This window comes from Jiangella aurantiaca, from assembly GCF_004349105.1.
GTDB classification, from domain to species: Bacteria; Actinomycetota; Actinomycetes; order Jiangellales; family Jiangellaceae; genus Jiangella; species Jiangella aurantiaca.
Map to the genome: position 1 here is coordinate 13,106 of NZ_SMLB01000053.1, position 14,948 is coordinate 28,053.

At 73.4% G+C, this 14,948-nt stretch carries 15 protein-coding genes, 1 tRNA gene and 1 pseudogene; 7 read left to right on the plus strand and 10 right to left on the minus strand.

Annotated features, from left to right (window positions below):
- Position 1: 1 nt before the first annotated feature.
- Positions 2–1,306, minus strand: coding sequence for an efflux RND transporter periplasmic adaptor subunit (locus tag E1262_RS25510; protein WP_203454415.1), 1,305 nt, complete (start codon positions 1,304–1,306; stop codon positions 2–4).
- A gap of 29 nt (positions 1,307–1,335) precedes the next feature.
- Positions 1,336–2,496 (minus strand): hypothetical protein, encoded by a 1,161-nt coding sequence (locus tag E1262_RS25515; RefSeq protein ID WP_132106945.1) that lies wholly within the window; start codon positions 2,494–2,496, stop codon positions 1,336–1,338.
- Between the two features lie 100 nt (positions 2,497–2,596).
- Here E1262_RS25515 and E1262_RS25520 point away from each other — a divergent pair, with 100 nt between their 5' ends.
- From E1262_RS25520 to E1262_RS25530, 3 genes are all read left to right on the plus strand, one after another.
- On the plus strand, positions 2,597–3,301 hold the full coding sequence (locus E1262_RS25520; protein WP_132106947.1) for a response regulator transcription factor: 705 nt from the start codon (positions 2,597–2,599) through the stop codon (positions 3,299–3,301).
- Positions 3,291–5,264 carry a sensor histidine kinase gene (locus E1262_RS25525; protein WP_132106949.1) on the plus strand — a complete coding sequence of 658 codons (1,974 nt, stop codon included), beginning with the start codon at positions 3,291–3,293 and terminating at the stop codon, positions 5,262–5,264. Before E1262_RS25520 ends, E1262_RS25525 begins: the two co-directional genes overlap by 11 nt.
- Positions 5,265–5,326: 62 nt before the next feature.
- Positions 5,327–5,397, plus strand: a tRNA-Gly gene (locus tag E1262_RS25530).
- A gap of 83 nt (positions 5,398–5,480) precedes the next feature.
- On the opposite strand, the gene E1262_RS31085 is transcribed toward E1262_RS25530, so the two are convergent.
- Positions 5,481–5,657 carry a hypothetical protein gene (locus tag E1262_RS31085; RefSeq protein WP_203454416.1) on the minus strand — a complete coding sequence of 59 codons (177 nt, stop codon included), beginning with the start codon at positions 5,655–5,657 and terminating at the stop codon, positions 5,481–5,483.
- The gene (locus E1262_RS30565) at positions 5,657–5,833 is read right to left on the minus strand and encodes a hypothetical protein (RefSeq protein WP_162606080.1); all 177 of its coding nucleotides are present in this window, start codon (positions 5,831–5,833) and stop codon (positions 5,657–5,659) included. The genes E1262_RS31085 and E1262_RS30565 overlap by 1 nt, the downstream gene beginning before the upstream one ends.
- A gap of 353 nt (positions 5,834–6,186) precedes the next feature.
- On the opposite strand from E1262_RS30565, the gene E1262_RS25540 reads away from it, so the two are divergent.
- Positions 6,187–6,594, plus strand: coding sequence for a hypothetical protein (locus E1262_RS25540; protein WP_132106951.1), 408 nt, complete (start codon positions 6,187–6,189; stop codon positions 6,592–6,594).
- Positions 6,595–6,600: 6 nt separating this feature from the next.
- On the opposite strand, the gene E1262_RS25545 is transcribed toward E1262_RS25540, so the two are convergent.
- From E1262_RS25545 to E1262_RS25555, 3 genes are read right to left on the minus strand one after another with little or no spacing between them, the layout of a single operon-like run.
- Positions 6,601–6,888 carry a DUF1905 domain-containing protein gene (locus E1262_RS25545; RefSeq protein WP_132107001.1) on the minus strand — a complete coding sequence of 96 codons (288 nt, stop codon included), beginning with the start codon at positions 6,886–6,888 and terminating at the stop codon, positions 6,601–6,603.
- An 11-nt stretch (positions 6,889–6,899) separates the two neighbouring features.
- The gene (locus tag E1262_RS25550; protein WP_132106953.1) at positions 6,900–7,649 is read right to left on the minus strand and encodes a glycoside hydrolase family 16 protein; all 750 of its coding nucleotides are present in this window, start codon (positions 7,647–7,649) and stop codon (positions 6,900–6,902) included.
- Positions 7,650–7,686: 37 nt separating this feature from the next.
- Positions 7,687–8,100, minus strand: coding sequence for a hypothetical protein (locus E1262_RS25555; protein WP_132106955.1), 414 nt, complete (start codon positions 8,098–8,100; stop codon positions 7,687–7,689).
- Between the two features lie 55 nt (positions 8,101–8,155).
- Here E1262_RS25555 and E1262_RS25560 point away from each other — a divergent pair, with 55 nt between their 5' ends.
- Positions 8,156–11,398 carry an AfsR/SARP family transcriptional regulator gene (locus E1262_RS25560; RefSeq protein ID WP_132106957.1) on the plus strand — a complete coding sequence of 1,081 codons (3,243 nt, stop codon included), beginning with the start codon at positions 8,156–8,158 and terminating at the stop codon, positions 11,396–11,398.
- Here the strand turns inward: E1262_RS25560 and E1262_RS25565 are convergent.
- Positions 11,383–11,922 carry a dihydrofolate reductase family protein gene (locus E1262_RS25565; protein ID WP_132106959.1) on the minus strand — a complete coding sequence of 180 codons (540 nt, stop codon included), beginning with the start codon at positions 11,920–11,922 and terminating at the stop codon, positions 11,383–11,385. The two genes, E1262_RS25560 and E1262_RS25565, sit on opposite strands and share 16 nt — an antisense overlap.
- Positions 11,923–12,043: 121 nt before the next feature.
- Between E1262_RS25565 and E1262_RS25570 the strand changes: the two genes are divergently transcribed.
- Both E1262_RS25570 and E1262_RS25575 read left to right on the plus strand, forming a co-directional pair.
- Positions 12,044–12,421 (plus strand): DUF1801 domain-containing protein, encoded by a 378-nt coding sequence (locus E1262_RS25570; RefSeq protein WP_162606081.1) that lies wholly within the window; start codon positions 12,044–12,046, stop codon positions 12,419–12,421.
- A 21-nt stretch (positions 12,422–12,442) separates the two neighbouring features.
- Positions 12,443–13,204: an N-acetyltransferase gene (locus E1262_RS25575; RefSeq protein ID WP_132106963.1), complete on the plus strand. Its 762-nt coding sequence runs from the start codon at positions 12,443–12,445 to the stop codon at positions 13,202–13,204.
- Between the two features lie 21 nt (positions 13,205–13,225).
- On the opposite strand, the gene E1262_RS25580 is transcribed toward E1262_RS25575, so the two are convergent.
- Complete coding sequence (locus E1262_RS25580; protein ID WP_132106965.1) at positions 13,226–13,825, minus strand: hypothetical protein; 600 nt, start codon at positions 13,823–13,825, stop codon at positions 13,226–13,228.
- 69 nt (positions 13,826–13,894) lie between these two features.
- Positions 13,895–14,945 (minus strand): annotated as a pseudogene (locus E1262_RS25585) (glucose 1-dehydrogenase).
- Between the last annotated feature and the right edge of the window lie 3 nt (positions 14,946–14,948).

Here is a 14,948-nt window from a genome sequence, read left to right on the forward strand (position 1 = left end):
GTCACTCGTCGCTCCCGTCGTCGGTGTCCTCGCCACCGTCGCCGACGACCACCAGGTCGCCCTCCGCGAGGGTGCCGTCGACGGCGGTGACCTCGGCGTAGCCCTGCGCGGTCAGGCCGACCTCGACCTCGACCAGCTCGGCGACGCCGTCGCGCATGACCTCGACCCGCGACTCCCCGCCCGGCCCGGCGGTGAGCGCCGCCAGCGGGACGGCGAGCACGTCGCCGTCAGTGCTCTCGATCGGCACGGTGACGCGCACGTTCTGGCCGCGCAGGGCCTCGGCCTGCTCCGGCGTCAGCTCGCCGGGGGTGATGGTGACATCCCAGCCGGTGGCGCCCTCGCCCTCCGCCTCGGCGATCGCGGTGATCGTGCCCGGCACCTGCTCGCCGGTCGGGACCTCGATGGACACCGCCTGGTCGACGGCCAGCAGCTCGTAGTCGGCCTCGTCGACGTTCGCCGTCACCACCAGCGAGGCGCCGCTGACCGACATGACGGCGCCGTCGACCTGGCCGCCGCGGCGCACGTGCACCTCGTCGACGCGGCGCGGCAGGCTCGGCACGAACATCACCTCGGACGCGGGCAGCGGCGTGCCGGCGGCCGCCGCGGCCTCGTCGCGGGCGGCCTCGGCCTCCTCGAGCCGCTCGCGAGCGTCGTCCAGCGCGTCCTCCAGCGCGTCCTCGTCGGCCGGGGCGCCGTCCGGCCCGGGCGCCGCCGCGTCGAGCGCCTCCTCGGCGTCCTCGACCGCGTCCTCGGCCTGGTCGACCGCGTCGTTCGCGGCGTCCAGCTCGGCCTCGGCCTGCGGGTCCGGAGCCGGCGGCTCGTAGCCGATCCGCTCGAACAGCTCCGCCACGGCGTTCCCCGTGGCGGCCGTGTACTCGTCGTCGACCTCGCCCGGATCGAGCCCGAGCCGGTCCAGCGTGAGCTCCAGCTGCTCGACGTCCGGGCCGCTCATCCCCGGCCGCAGGGATCGGTACATGGGCAGCTCGCCGGCCAGTGCGATCAGCGGCCGGCCGACGATCTCCAGCAGCGCCGCGCCCTCCGTGATCTCCGCGCCCACCTCCGGCACCTGGCCGGTGACGATCGGCGGTGTCTCCAGCCCGCCGGTCTCCGGCGTGACGTCGACCGCGCCGGCGGACGTCACGTCGCCGCGGGTCACCACCTCGCTGTTCAGCGTGCGCAGTTCAACCGGCACCGTGACCTCGGACGCCTCGGGGGCGGCCGTCCGCGCGATGGCGTCGGCGGGCGAGGTGATGCGGGTGCCGGCGAAGATGCCGGCACCCAGGGCGATGACGGCAGTGCCGCCCACGACGAGCAGGGTCCGGCTGCGCCCTCGGGTCACCCGACGCCACCGGCGTTGCCCACCGGGCCCTCCGCCATCGCGTCGCGATAGCGCTCCAGCTCGGCCCGGTGCTCCTCGACGAAGTCCTCTTCGAAGCCCCACGCGACCTCCTGCTGGACGTCCGCGTACTCCTGCTGCTCGCACTCGTAGTCGGCGGTGGCGAGCGCGATCTCGTACTCCTGCAGCTCGGCCAGCGCCTCCTCGTCGACGTCGACCTCCTCGGGGCCGCCGACGGTGACGCTCGGCCCGCTGCTGGCGTCGTCGCTCGGCTCGTCGTCCCAGCCGTACAGCTCGCTCATCCGCTCCATGACCGAGTCCTCGGGCGCGGTCGTCGTGTCGAACTCGCTGTAGCCGGCCTCGGCCATGCACGCCGCCCACGCCTCGGTCGCCTCGACGAGGCGCGCGTCGCTGTCGATCCGCTGGCGCAACGCCTCCAGGTCCTCGAACAGGCCGTCGAACTCGCTCATGTCCGCGCCCTGCATCAGGCCGCCGTCCTCACCGAAGACCTCGGCGCGGGCCTGGCCGTGGCAGCCCTGTTCCTCCAGCGACGGCGGCTCGCCCTCCGGCCCGGTGGGCTTGATCGCCACGGCGCCGCCGCCGTCGGTGATCTCGGCCATCTCGCCCCAGAGCGCGCGGTTGTACGCCTCCAGGGCAGCCTCGGACAGGCCGTCGCGGATCTCCTGGTTCGGGTCGGCGGGTGCCTCTTCCTCGCCCTTGTCCGGGTTCATGAGGGTGGTCATGCCGTACCCGTACTCGCGGGCGAACTCGTCCGGCGGCAGCGCGTACGCGTCGGCGAACGGATCGTCCTCGACCGCGCCGCCGAACGGGTCGACCGGGACGTAATCGAAGCCGGCCTCCTCCATGCACGCGGCGACCAGCTCCTCGACCTGCCGCATCTGCTGCCGCTCCTCCTCGCTCGCCTCGGCGGACGACGCGAACGCGATGACCCGGCCGCCGCCGTTCGCGAACCCGGAGTTCTCCCCCATGTACTCCTCCAGCGGGCTCAGCTCCTCGCCGTCGCCGCCGGCCTGGTCCGCGGAGTCGCCGTTCGTCCCGTCGTTCTGCCCGCCGCCGTCCTCGTCGCCGCAGCCGCTCAGGGCCAGGCCGGCCACGCAGGCGAATGCCAGCAGCCGGGCTCGTGCTCGCCAATTCGTCATGCCAGCAGGGTGCGGAGGGCGCTGTGAAGAACCTGTGAAGGAGCCGTCAGATCGGCGCTCTTCACAGGTTCCTGACAGGTTCCTGCGACACTCGATGAGTATGGGAGCCCGGATCCTCGTGGCCGAGGACGACGTCAAGCAGGCCGAGCTCGTCCGCCGCTACCTCGAACGCGAGGGTCACTCCGTCGTCGTGACGCACGACGGGCGCACCGCGCTGGACGAGGCCCGGCGGCGCCAGCCGGACCTGCTGGTGCTGGACGTGATGATGCCGCGCGTCGACGGTCTCGACGTGTGCCGCATCCTGCGGACCGAGTCGGACACGCCGATCATCATGCTGACCGCGCGGTCCACCGAGGACGACCTGCTGCTCGGCCTCGACCTCGGCGCCGACGACTACCTCACCAAGCCGTACAGCCCGCGCGAGCTGGTGGCCCGGGTCCGCACCATCCTGCGGCGGGTGGACCGGCACCGGACCGCCGACTCACGGCTGCGCATCGGTGACCTCGTGGTCGACACCGCGCGGCACCAGGTGTTCGTCGACGGCCGCGAGGTCGACGTCACGCCGGCCGAGTTCAAGATCCTGGCTTGTCTGGCCGCGGAGCCCGGCCGGGTGTTCCCGCGGCAGAAGCTGCTGGAGCAGGCGTTCGGCTTCGACCACTACGCGCTGGATCGCACGGTCGACGTGCATGTCATGAACCTGCGCCGCAAGCTTGAGGCCGATCCCGCGGCGCCGGCGTTCCTGCTGACGGTGTACGGCGTCGGCTACAAGCTGGCCGATCAACCAGGAGTACGCGATGCGTCGTAGCCTGTTCGTCCGCCTGCTCGTGCTGTTCCTCGGCGTGGCGGTCATCTCCATCGCCGCCACCGCCTGGATCACCACCCAGAGCACCAGCCAGCGGCTGCGCGGCGAGTTCGAGAGCACCCTCGAGGCCGACTCCGACGTCTACGGGGTGCTGATCGCCTACGCGCAGGGCCACGACTCGTGGGACGGCGTCGGCCCGGTGGTCGAGGACCTGGCGGCGGCGACGGGGAGCCGGGTCGCGCTGACCGACCCCAGCGGCGAGGTGCTGGCCGACTCCGCCGCGTCCGGGGGCGGCGATGCTCCGCCGCTGCCGTCCACGCCCACCGCGGAGATCGACCCCATGGCGCCGCTGGGGGTCATGGCCGGCGGAGTGGCGGTGAGCTCGGCCGGGTTGGTGGCCGTCGAGGGCTCGGCCGGCGGCCGGGCGGACGACGCGCCGTCGCCGTCGAGCACCGCGCCACCGGAGCCCACCCGGGCGCCCTCGTCGGGCGAGAACGGCACCATCCAGGGCGAGGCGGAGGTGAGGTTCGTCACCGCGTCCGGCATTCCGCCGGCGCTGTCGCTGAACTGGCGGCTGACGGAGGAGGAGGCCGCGGACCGCGAGCGCCTGGTCGCGGAGGCCAACGCGTGCCTGGAGCGGCTGGGCGCCGACAGGTGGATCGTCGGCCCTGACGGGACCGTACTGCAGGCCTCGTCCGACCCGGTCAGCACCGTGAAGCCGGCCGAGACTATCGACAGCCCGGTGCACGAGTGCGTGCCGGAGGACCTGTCGACGCCCAGCGCGGCCGCCCAGGCACTGAACCGCGAGCAGGCGCGGTTGACCGAGGAGTGCCTCACCGCCGCCGGCGTCGCCGCCACACGCGTGACTTCGCCCGAGGGTCTGGCCGAGTTCGCCGTCGACCCCGGGGACCTGGCCGCGTCCGAAGCCCTTGCCGAATGCTCCGTCCGGGCGAACGAGCAGGCGATGGAGCCGTACCTGGCCGACCCGGCGCTGCTGTACATCGGTTCGACCGACCGGTTCGACCCGTTCTCCGGCGACGGCTGGGTGCGGACCGTCCTCACCGCCCTCGGCGTGCTCGCCGCCGCCACCGGTGTCACCGTCCTCGCCGGCCGGCGGCTCTCGCACCCGATCCGCACCCTCACCGCGGCCGCCCAGCAGCTGGCCTCGGGCGGCCGGGGCACCCGGGTCGAGGTGACCGGCCACGACGAGGTGGCCCGGCTGGGGCACGCGTTCAACGCGATGGCGTCGTCCATCGAGGAGAACGATCGGCAGCGGAAGGCGATGGTCAGCGACATCGCGCACGAGCTGCGCACACCGCTGGCCAACGTCCGCGGCTACCTCGAGGCGGCCGAGGACGGCGTCGTGCCCATGGACGCGCAGCTGGTGTCGTCGCTGTTGGAGGAGTCGACGCTGCTGCAGCGGCTCATCGACGACCTGCAGGACCTCGCCCTCGCCGACGCGGGCATGCTCCGCGTGCACCGCGAGGACGCCGACGTCGCCGAGCTGGCCCGCCAGGTGGTCGCAGCGCACCAGCCGTCCGCCTCGGCGTCGTCGGTCGAGCTCGTGGTCGCCGCGCCGTCGGACGTTGTCGCCGACGTCGACCCGGTGCGGCTGCGGCAGGCGCTGGGCAACCTGGTGGCGAACGCCGTCCAGTACTCCGGCACCGGCAGCACCGTGCTGGTGCGGGTGGCGCGCGACGCGGTGTCCGACGAGGTGGTGCTCGCCGTCCGAGACGACGGTCCCGGCATCGCGCCCGAGCACCTGGAGCACCTGTTCGACCGCTTCTACCGCACCGATACCTCCCGTACCCGGGCCACCGGCGGCAGCGGCCTCGGCCTGGCCATCACCAAGCACCTGGTCGAGGCGCACGACGGGACGGTGACGGTGTCCAGCATGGTCGGCGCGGGCTCGACGTTCACCATCCGGCTCCCGCTGCGCGCTCCCGTCGCCGCAGGGGCGAGCTGATGTGTGCGATCGCGGGCGGAACCGGTATGCTCGGCGTCGTGCCGCCTCCACGGGCGGCATCTGCGGGTGTAGTTCAATGGTAGAACTCCAGCTTCCCAAGCTGACAACGCGGGTTCGATTCCCGTCACCCGCTCTGGTCATTCCGGCCCAGGTCAACGGCAATGTCGTTGGACTGGGCCGTCGTCGTTGGGGGGTCGCTTCCACGGCGCGTGCCCGCTACGTGCCCGATGGGGCGCCGGCAAGTGGCAGGTCGTCATCGTCGCGCCGGTCGGTCTTGGCCTTGTGCTCGTGGGCGAGCGCGTCAACGGCATGCGCGATGGCGCGATCACGATCCTTGGTCGCGTGCTGGTAGATCAGCGCGGCCCGCGGGCTGGCGTGGCCGAGCCGTTCCATCAGCCCGGAGTGAACCACACCACGCCGAAGACCGCCGCCGGCCGGCGCACCGTCGTCACGGCGTCGGCCGCGCCCGCGGGCCTGGCCGACCCGGCCAGGGACACCCGGCCGCCGCCACCGAGTTGATCATGGAGAAGGGTCGGGTTTCCCGCGACTGCAGAGCCGACCTTCTCCATGATCAAGCCGTACCCGGTCGTCGTCGCCGTGCGCGCCAGCCCCGTACGACGCCACGCTGACGGCGCACACGACCCATCCGACATCGGACCGGTTGTCCACACCTGGTCGTCAACGTCAACGACAACCCATCGTCACCGACAACGGCGGCCAACAGGCAGGCAATCCGGGCAGCGGGCGTCGCTGGGGCCGTCGCCGTCGTGGAACACGAACCAGGCCCCGGCCGTGCCGTCATCGACAGCGGTGGCGCGGCACGAGTCGCAACGCAGGACACGAACGCGGGTTGCCATCACCGCTCACCTGGCCGCGTGGTCAGCGCAGCTGCCGACGCAGGCGAACAACTGCGACCCCGTACATGACCGGCCGACTGGCACCGCGCGCAGCGCGTCGTCGTGCACCGCGTGGCGACGCCTTGCTTCGTATCGGCGCGTGCGACGTCGGCCGGCACGTCACACCAGACCTCGACGACCGCTTCCGCGCCGCAGCGTTCCAAACCACCCCGGATGTGATGCAGGTCTCGCCGCTTGAACCACCACGACTCGATAACGACCGTGCCGGGAAGCGTGGCCACGAGGCGGACACGCCTACCAGGTACCTGCTCCTCCGTCACGACCGGATGTTCCCTGCCGCATGGGCCCGACGCCACGCCCGCCAACGGATCGGCATCGACCCGGACGAGATGGACGGCGGCCATTACGCCGCGCTCAGCCGCGCGCACGAGCTGGCCGACCGACTCACTGCGTACGCGGTGGGGGCGCGATGACCCGCCTCAGACGCCCACGAACAGGTTGATCGTCACCACATCGCCGACCTGCAGGTTCTCGCCGCGGCGGACGACGTCCTTGATGGGGACGATGTAGCCGCCGTCCTTCGGATAGAGCGAGGTGGTCCACTCGGTGCCGTCGATGCGGGCCTTGACCGGGATCATCCCCCAGCCGTAGGTCACCAGCGCGGCCGCCTCGGCGAGCTCGGTGCTCTCGTCGGCCGGCACGGTGACGAAGTGGAACGGCGACGGGCCGCGCCAGTGCCAGATCTCGCCAGTGAACTCCAGCTCCACGGTCACCGAGCCTAGACCTGCTGCAGTGGCTGGCCGCTCACATGCGACACGACGAGCTCCGGGACGTCGTCGTCCGAGCCGCCGCGGGCGGGGAAGTCGAACACGCCGAGCATCAGCTGCATCGGGTAGTCGGGCGCCTGGTGCACGACGCGCACGACCCGGCCGTCGACGTTGAAGGTGACGCGGCCGGGCCGCCAGTCGACGCCGTAGAGGTGGAAGTCGGAGATGTCGAGGTCAAGCCACGGCGTCTCGAAGACCTCGCGCAGCGCCGGGTCGCGGAACGCGTGCACCCCCATGCCGACGTCGTGGGGTGCGGATCCGAAGACCTCCATGACGCAGATCTCGCCGGACCGCTCCGGCCGGTCCTCGATGCCGGACAGCCAGAACGCCACCATCGACCGCTCGGTCACGACGCCGCGCATTCGCGCCTCGAACCGTCCGTAGGTCGGCGTGTACCCCCAGAACGGCGGCTGCTCCTCGCGCACGGTGAGCCCGGGCACGAACGGCTGCTGGCCGACCGTGCTGCCGACCGGACCCGAGAACGCGCCGGTCTGCAGCGCCGACACCCGCAGCGGCTCCTCGTGCCGGTCGGCGCACCACAGGCCCTGCGACGGCGGGATGAACAGCCGCAGCTCGCCGTCGCTCACCGAGTAGGTCGCGGCCGACTCGGCCCGTGAGCTCCAGTGCGAGAGATAGAAGGGACACCAGACGCTCGTGTCGAGGTCGTCGCCGTCGAACCGTTCCTCCATGCGCACGGCCATGCCCGATCGTAGCCCGCCACGACGACGCCGAAGCGCCCTACGCGGCGGCGTCCGGCCCGAACGCCACGGCACGGTGGAAGACGTTCGCCGCCACGATCTGCTCCGGGTCGTCGGTCCCGCCCAGGTCGCACAGCTCCAGCGCGATCCCGAACGCGTCGACGCACGACCGCACCATCTCGGCGCCTCCGGACGGCTCGACCCGCCGGCCGAACCGGACCGCGGCCTCGGCGTCGGCGTGCGGCGCCGCCAGCGCCCCGGCGGCGACCACCGAGCCCGACGGCAGCACCGTCACCGACGTCAGGTGACCCACCACAGGGCCGGCGCCGATCCGCTCCCGCGGTCCCATCCCGAGCTTCCACCCGACCCGGTGGGCGCCGGCGTCCAACGCCGCCCGGCGCGCCGCGAGCTGTCGCCGTAGGGCCGCGGTCAGGGCAGGCTCCACCACAGTCATGGCGGTCCTGTTCCCTCGCGCCGCAGGCGTAGATCCCGCGGCTATGTTGGGCCGCATGCGCTTCGGAGTGCTCGGCCCGCTGGCCGTCTGGACCGACGACGGCGCCGAGGTCACGGTTCCGGGGACGAAGGTGCGCGCGCTGCTGGCCGACCTGCTCGTGCATCAGGGCCGCGCAGCCTCCGTCGACCGGCTGGTCGAGGACGTCTGGGGCGACGACGCGCCGGCCAACCCCGGCGCCGCGCTGCAGGTGCGAGTCTCGCAGCTGCGAAAGGCCCTCGACGACGGCGAGCCGGGCGCCCGCGACCTCGTCGTCTCCCGAGCACCCGGCTACGCGCTGGAGACCGACGCCGTCGACGTCGCCCGCTTCGCCGACCTCGTCGCTCGCGCCCAGGCGACGGACGACCCGCAGCGGCGCAAGGACGTCCTGACGGAGGCGCTCGGCCTGTGGCGCGGCCCGGCCCTGGCCGACTTCGCCGACCACGAGTTCGTCCGCACCGTGGCCGCCGGCTGGGAGGAGCGGCGGCTGGCCTCGTTCGAGCTGCTGGCCGAGGCGCGGCTGGAGCTGGGCGAGCACACCGTCCTGGCCGCCGAGCTGGCCGCGCCGGTCGGCGACCACCCGTTCCGCGAGCGGCTGCGCGCCGTCCACCTGCGCGCGCTCTACCGGGCCGGGCGGCAGCGCGAGGCGCTCGACGCCTACGAGGAGTTCCGCCGCGGCCTCGCCGACGAGCTGGGCCTGGACCCCGGTCCCGAGCTCGCCGCCCTGCACCAGGCCATCCTCGAGCAGGACCCGGACCTCGCCCCGGCACCGGCGCGGCCGCGGCGGCCGCGCACCAACCTGGCGCAGCCGCCACCGCTGATCGGCCGCGACGACGCGCTCGCCGAGCTGCGCGAGCTGCTGGGGAAGGAGCGGCTGGTCACCCTCACCGGCCCCGGCGGCGTCGGCAAGACGCGGCTGGCGACGGCGACGGCGCACCCGCTCGTGGACGACTACGACGACGGCGGCTGGTTGGTCGAACTGGCTGCGCTGGAGCGACCCAACCCCCGTCGCGCCGTCGACGACATCGCCGAGCTGACCATGGCCGCGCTCGGCATCCGCGACGCCGCCGAGCCGGGCGAGCGGCCGGCCACGCCGTCGGACCGGCTGGCCGAAGCGCTGCGCGACCGGCGGCTGCTGCTCGTCCTGGACAACTGCGAGCACCTCGTCGAGCACGCCGCCGCCCTGACCGGACGGCTGCTGCACGCCGCGCCCGGCGTGACCGTGCTGGCCACCAGCCGCGAGCCGCTCGGGCTGAGCGACGAGGTGCTCTGGGAGGTTTCGCCGCTCGAGCTACCCGACGACGACGGCGACCGGCTCGCCGAGTCCGCCGCCGTGCGGTTGTTCGTCGCCCGGGCGGTGGCGTCGGCCCGCGAGTTCACGCTGGACGCGTCCACCGGCCCGGCCGTGGCCCAGTTGTGCCGGCGGCTGGACGGCATCCCGCTCGCGCTGGAGCTGGCCGCCACGCGGGTCCGCACGCTGGGCGTCCACACGCTGCTGGACCGCCTCGACGACCGGTTCCGCGCGCTCGGCAGCGGGCCGCGTGACCGGCCGGCCCGGCAGCGCACGCTCGCCGCCACGATCGACTGGAGCTGGAACCTGCTGGAGCCGGACGAGCAGGCCGCGCTTCGGCGGCTCGCCGTGCACGCCGACGGGTGCACGCTGGCGGCCGCGGAGGCGGTCTGCGCCGACGACGGCGACCTCGACGTGCTCGACCTGCTGGCCCGGCTGGTCGACCGGTCACTCGTCGTGGTCGACGAGCGGGCCGGCGCGCCGCGCTACCGGCTGCTGGAGTCCGTGGCGGCGTACGGCGTCAACCGGCTGCACGAGACCGGCGAGCACGCACGGACCCGGATCCGGCACGCCCACTACTACGCCGGTCTGGCCGCGCGGGCGGATGCCGAGCTGCGCGGCCCCCAGCAGGGCGAATGGCTGCACACGCTGGACGCGGAGTCGGCCAACCTGCGCGCGGCCCTGGACACCGCCGAGCGGCTGGGCGACGCGGAGCTGGCGCTGCGGCTCACCGGCTGCCTGACGTGGTACTGGCTGCTGCGCGGCCGGTTCACGGAGGGCCGCCGGGCGCTCGAGGCGGCGCTGGCCATCGAGGGTGACGCGCCGGCCACCCTGCGCGGTCACGCGCTCACCTGGCACACCGGCATCGCGATCCTGCAAGGCGACCAGCACGACTGGGCGGCCCGGTGCGCCACCGCACTGCGCCCGTTCGAGCGCGCCGACGATTCCACCCTCCGGGCTCGCGCGCAGTGGTTCCTCTGCTGGGCGACGTTCGACCTCGGCGACCTCGCCTCGAGCGAGCGGCTCCTCGACCTCGCCACGACGGGGTTCGCGGCCGCCGGCGACCGCTGGGGCGAGGCCGCCGCCCTGGTCATGCGGGCCCGGGTCGCCCACGTCCACGGCGATTCGGCGACGCTGGAGCGGGCGGCGGCGCAGGCTCTGGCGATCTTCCGCGACCTCGGCGACGGCTGGGGCATCCTGCAGGCGACGGACTGGCTGATCGGGTTGGCCGACCTCACCGGCGAGTACGACGACGCGGTCCGGCGGTGCCGCGACGCCCTGCCGCTGGCCGAAGAGCTCGGTCTGTGGCCGGACGTCGCCGGGGTGCTGTCGTGGCTGGCCTGGATCGGCGTGCAGACCGGCGACTACACCGCCGCCCGCGAGCACGGTGAACGGGCGGTGCGGCTCGCCGCCGAGCATGGCCAGCAGTCGGCACAGGTGTTCGCCGCCCTGGGGCTGGCGTTCGCCGCTCGCCGGGCCGGCGATCTGGACGCCGCCGAGGTGCAGCTGACCCGGCTGCTTCGGACGGCCGAGCAGCAGGCCACGGAGGCCGGCACCGCGTTCTACGTCGCGATGGTGCTCAACGAGCTCGGCTTCCTCGTCGCCGAGCGCGGTGACGCCGCGTCGGCGCTGGAGCTGCACCTGCGTGCCTACGACATCGGGAAGGAGCTCGCCGCCACCCGCGATCTGACGTTCACGCTCGAGGCGTCGGCCGGTGCGCTGGCGCTGGCCGGCGCGGCGCGCGACGCCGCCGTCGTGCAAGGCGCCGCCAGGGCCGCCCGGGACGCCGACGGACTGCCCCTCGCGCCGGCCGAGCAGCGCGAGGCCGACCGGATCGCGACGCTGATCCGATCGGTGCAGGACGAGGCCGCGTTCGAGGCGGCCTACGCGGAGGGCGCGCAGCTGACGACCGCGGCCGCCCGGGAACTGGCCGGGCGGCCGCGGTCCGGCGCCGATCACTTGGGGGCGTAGACGCCCACGATGATCCCGGAGTCGAACACCGTGTGGTCGATCAGCTTCAGGTGGGTGACGTCGAAGCCGTCACCCAGCCGGTAGCCGTCGCCGCCGGTCAGCACTGGGTACGTCCAGAAGTGGTACTCGTCGACCAGCTTGTGCTCCAGCAGCGTCCGGTCCAGCTCTCCGGTGCCGTACTTGAGGATGTTCTCGCCCGGCTGCGCCTTCAGATCCGCGATGGCCTGGGCCACGTCGCCCTGCAGCAGTTGGGCGTTCCACTCCAGCTCACCCGTGAGCGTCCGCGAGGCCACGTACTTCGGCAGCGCGTTGATGCGATCGGCGACTGGGTCGCCGGCGCGCTGCGTCCACGCGTCCTTGAAGCCGTCGTAGGTCTCCCGGCCGAGCAGTAGCGCGTCGGCGCCGGAGAGCAGGTTCGCGTTGTAGGCCCCGTGCTGGTCGTCCCAGTACGGCTGTCCCCACACCTGCGGTTCGCCCATGCTGCCGTCGAGGGTGATGAACGTCGACTCGATGATCTTGCGCATGATGTCCTCCTGACTGGTGTCTTTCCCGATGGCCCTGACGATGCCGGGCCCGGCTTACGGTTTCCTTCAGATCCGCTTCAGCGCGGGCCGCTGCGGGTATGCCGGGAGCAGGAGGTGCGTCATGACCGGCCGACCCCACCAGATCGATCTCTGGCTCGACCAGCTGCCCGCCGAGCGCCGCGCAGAGATCGAAGCGCTGGCCGACCAGATCCGCGACGCCACCCCCGGCGACCTCGACGAGGCGATCAAGTGGAACCGGCTGACGTTCACCGCCGGCGGCGACTGGCACCACTGGATCTGTGCCGTGGCGGTGAACCGGCACGCCGTCAGCCTCATGTTCCACAAGGGCGTGCTGCTCGACGACCGCGAACGCCTGCTCGAGGGCGGCGGCCAGTACCTGCGCAGCATGCCGTTCACGCAGGCCCGGGAGCACCCGGCGGCGGTGGCGGCGTTGCTACGGCAGGCGCTCGACCGGCAAAAGGACATGCTTCCCCGCTGACCGGAGTGACACAATCCGGCCATGTCCGGGAACCTGATCATCGAACCGCGGGACCGGCGGCCGGAGCTGGCCGCGTTGGTGGGGCAGCTGCCCCAGCTCTGGCCGACGTTCATGGAGCATGACGCAACAGGCAACCTGTACTACGCGGACGTCCAACGGAACCATCCGGAGCACGTGCTGGTGGCCTACGAGCCGCCGGACACACCGGTCGCGCTGGCGTACACCGTCCCGTTCGAGTTCGGCGGCAAGCACCGCGAACAGCTCCCTGACGACGGCTGGGACGGCGTCATCCGCTGGGCCGCACTGGACCGCGACCGCGGCACGAAGCCCAACCTGGTGTCGGCGCTGGAGATCTCCATCCGGCCGGACCGCCGCGGTCAGGGACTCGCCGCCGCCATGCTCCAGGCGATGCACGACAACGTCCGCCGGCTGGGCTTCACCGAGCTGGTCGCGCCGGTACGGCCGAGCGCGAAGCACCTCGAGCCGCACACCCCGATGAGCGAGTACGCCCACCGCACCCGCCCCGACGGGCTGCCGGCCGACCCGTGGCTGCGGGTGCACGCCCGGGCCGGCGCGACGATCGTCAAGGTCGCGCCGCGGTCGATGGTGATCACAGGCACGCTCGCGGACTGGCGCGACTGGACCGGCCTGCCGTTCGACACCACCGGCGACGTCGTCGTCCCGCAGGCGCTGGTGCCGGTGCACTGCAGCGTCGAGCACGACCACGCCGTCTACGTCGAGCCCAACGTGTGGATGCGGCACCCGGTGGGCGCAGCGCTCTGAGCTGGGGGCGGGTCGACGGCGTCAGCGATCGGCCGGGTGGTACTCCAGCCCCGCGTCGGACGGGATCAGGTACGCCGCCCAGCGTTCGACCGGCGGCTGACCGCCCAACGACCGTGCCGTCGTCAGTCCGGCGACCTCGGGGCCGATCAGCGCCAGCCGGAACGGCACCGCCTCGTACACCCGGGCGCCGATCCCGGCCAGCCAGCGGTCCAGCGGCCGCCGCCACAGCAGGGAGTCGCCGCCGCGGAACGGGAACGCGGCGCTGCGCGGTTCGGCGAGGTCGAGCGCGCCGACCGGGATGAAGAACACCAGCCAGTCGGTGCCGGACACCTGCCGGACGGCACGGACCCCGCAGACGACGGTGCGCCGCCGTGGCAGCGTGACCAGCCCGGCCAGCCGGCCGTGCCGCTGCAGCGCCACCGCGGTCAGGGGCGCCTCGGTCCACGTCCCCGTGTCGTCGCGGTCGGCGGCATGGCACCCGGCGACGTCCGCCACCGCCCACAGCGTCGTCAGCGCCGCCTCGAGCCGGACGTCGTCGCGCTCGCCCAGCTCGACGGCCAGCTCGTAGGCACCACCGAGCCAGAGCGTGTCATCACGCAGATCGGAAGCGTCGGCCGCCACGGTGACCATCATTCCGGCTGGGCGACCCCGCGCGGGCGGTTTCCGGACAACTCGGACCAGGCGGTGCCCCTAGACCAGATCGACCACGACCTTGATGTCGCCGGGATCGGGCCGGAACGCGTCCGCGGCGCCCGGCAGCGGGACCCCGGCGGGTGACCAGCCGGCCGAGCCACCCGGGGTCGGCCGCGGCCAGCGCGTCCGCCGCGGCCGCGAAGTGCCGGTGGTTGGCGTTGACCGAGCCGAAGAGCACGTCGTTCTCCAGCACCATCTCGCGATAGCCGCTGCCGGCCTCGACGGAGATCCGGCGACCGGCCGAGTACACGCCGGTCAGGCAGACGATGCCGAACGCGGCGGTGCTCGCCATGGCACCGAACGCCAGGTCGGACACCCCGGTGGCCTCGATGACGATGTCCGGCCGGACCTTCTCCGCGGCCCGTTCCAGCCCGTCGTGGTGGTACGTCGCACCGAGGGCGGCGACGGCGCCGGGCTTGGGCCCGCCGTCCACGACGTCGAGCACGTGCACGTCCAACCCGCGCTGCACGCCCAGCAGCGCCGCCAGCAGCCCGATCGGCCCGGCGCCGGTCACCAGCACCGAGCCCGGCTCGAACCACGCCCGCGACCCGATCCGCTCGATCTGCTCCCACGCCTTCGCCACCACGCTGGCCGGTTCGACCAGCATGCCGACCGGCTCGAGGGCCGGATCGAGCACGACCGCGTCGCCGGCCGGGACGCACCACAGCTGCGAACCGAAGCCGTCCAGCTCCTTGATGCCGTGCTCGGTGTACCGCCCGTTGCGGCACATGTCGAACTCGCCGTGGGCGCAGGCGGGGCACGGCTCCGGGTCGGGCCGCCGGACGACGCCGGCCACCAGGTCGCCGGGGCGGACCGTGCTCCCGGCCGGCGCCTGCAGCACCGTCCCGAGCGACTCGTGGCCCAACACCAGGCGGTCGTGCCCCGGCGGCGGCTCACCGTACTCCCCGGCGACGATCTCCGCGTCGGTGCCGCAGATCCCCACCGCGAGGCCGCGCACCAGCACGTCGCCGGCCTCTGGCGTCGGGTCGGGCACCTCGCCGACCCCGAACGAACCGGGCCGGCCGGGCTCCACCGTCATCGCACGCACGGT

Bases quoted from the DNA above. Each gene is read 5' to 3' on its own strand.
- E1262_RS25515 (WP_132106945.1), bottom strand. From the start codon at position 2,496: ATGACGAATTGGCGAGCACGAGCCCGGCTGCTGGCATTCGCCTGCGTG.
- E1262_RS25520 (WP_132106947.1), top strand. From the start codon at position 2,597: ATGGGAGCCCGGATCCTCGTGGCCGAGGACGACGTCAAGCAGGCCGAG.
- E1262_RS25525 (WP_132106949.1), top strand. From the start codon at position 3,291: ATGCGTCGTAGCCTGTTCGTCCGCCTGCTCGTGCTGTTCCTCGGCGTG.
- E1262_RS31085 (WP_203454416.1), bottom strand. From the start codon at position 5,657: ATGGAACGGCTCGGCCACGCCAGCCCGCGGGCCGCGCTGATCTACCAG.
- E1262_RS30565 (WP_162606080.1), bottom strand. From the start codon at position 5,833: ATGGAGAAGGTCGGCTCTGCAGTCGCGGGAAACCCGACCCTTCTCCAT.
- E1262_RS25540 (WP_132106951.1), top strand. From the start codon at position 6,187: ATGACCGGCCGACTGGCACCGCGCGCAGCGCGTCGTCGTGCACCGCGT.
- E1262_RS25550 (WP_132106953.1), bottom strand. From the start codon at position 7,649: ATGGCCGTGCGCATGGAGGAACGGTTCGACGGCGACGACCTCGACACG.
- E1262_RS25555 (WP_132106955.1), bottom strand. From the start codon at position 8,100: ATGACTGTGGTGGAGCCTGCCCTGACCGCGGCCCTACGGCGACAGCTC.
- E1262_RS25560 (WP_132106957.1), top strand. From the start codon at position 8,156: ATGCGCTTCGGAGTGCTCGGCCCGCTGGCCGTCTGGACCGACGACGGC.
- E1262_RS25565 (WP_132106959.1), bottom strand. From the start codon at position 11,922: ATGCGCAAGATCATCGAGTCGACGTTCATCACCCTCGACGGCAGCATG.
- E1262_RS25570 (WP_162606081.1), top strand. From the start codon at position 12,044: ATGACCGGCCGACCCCACCAGATCGATCTCTGGCTCGACCAGCTGCCC.
- E1262_RS25575 (WP_132106963.1), top strand. From the start codon at position 12,443: ATGTCCGGGAACCTGATCATCGAACCGCGGGACCGGCGGCCGGAGCTG.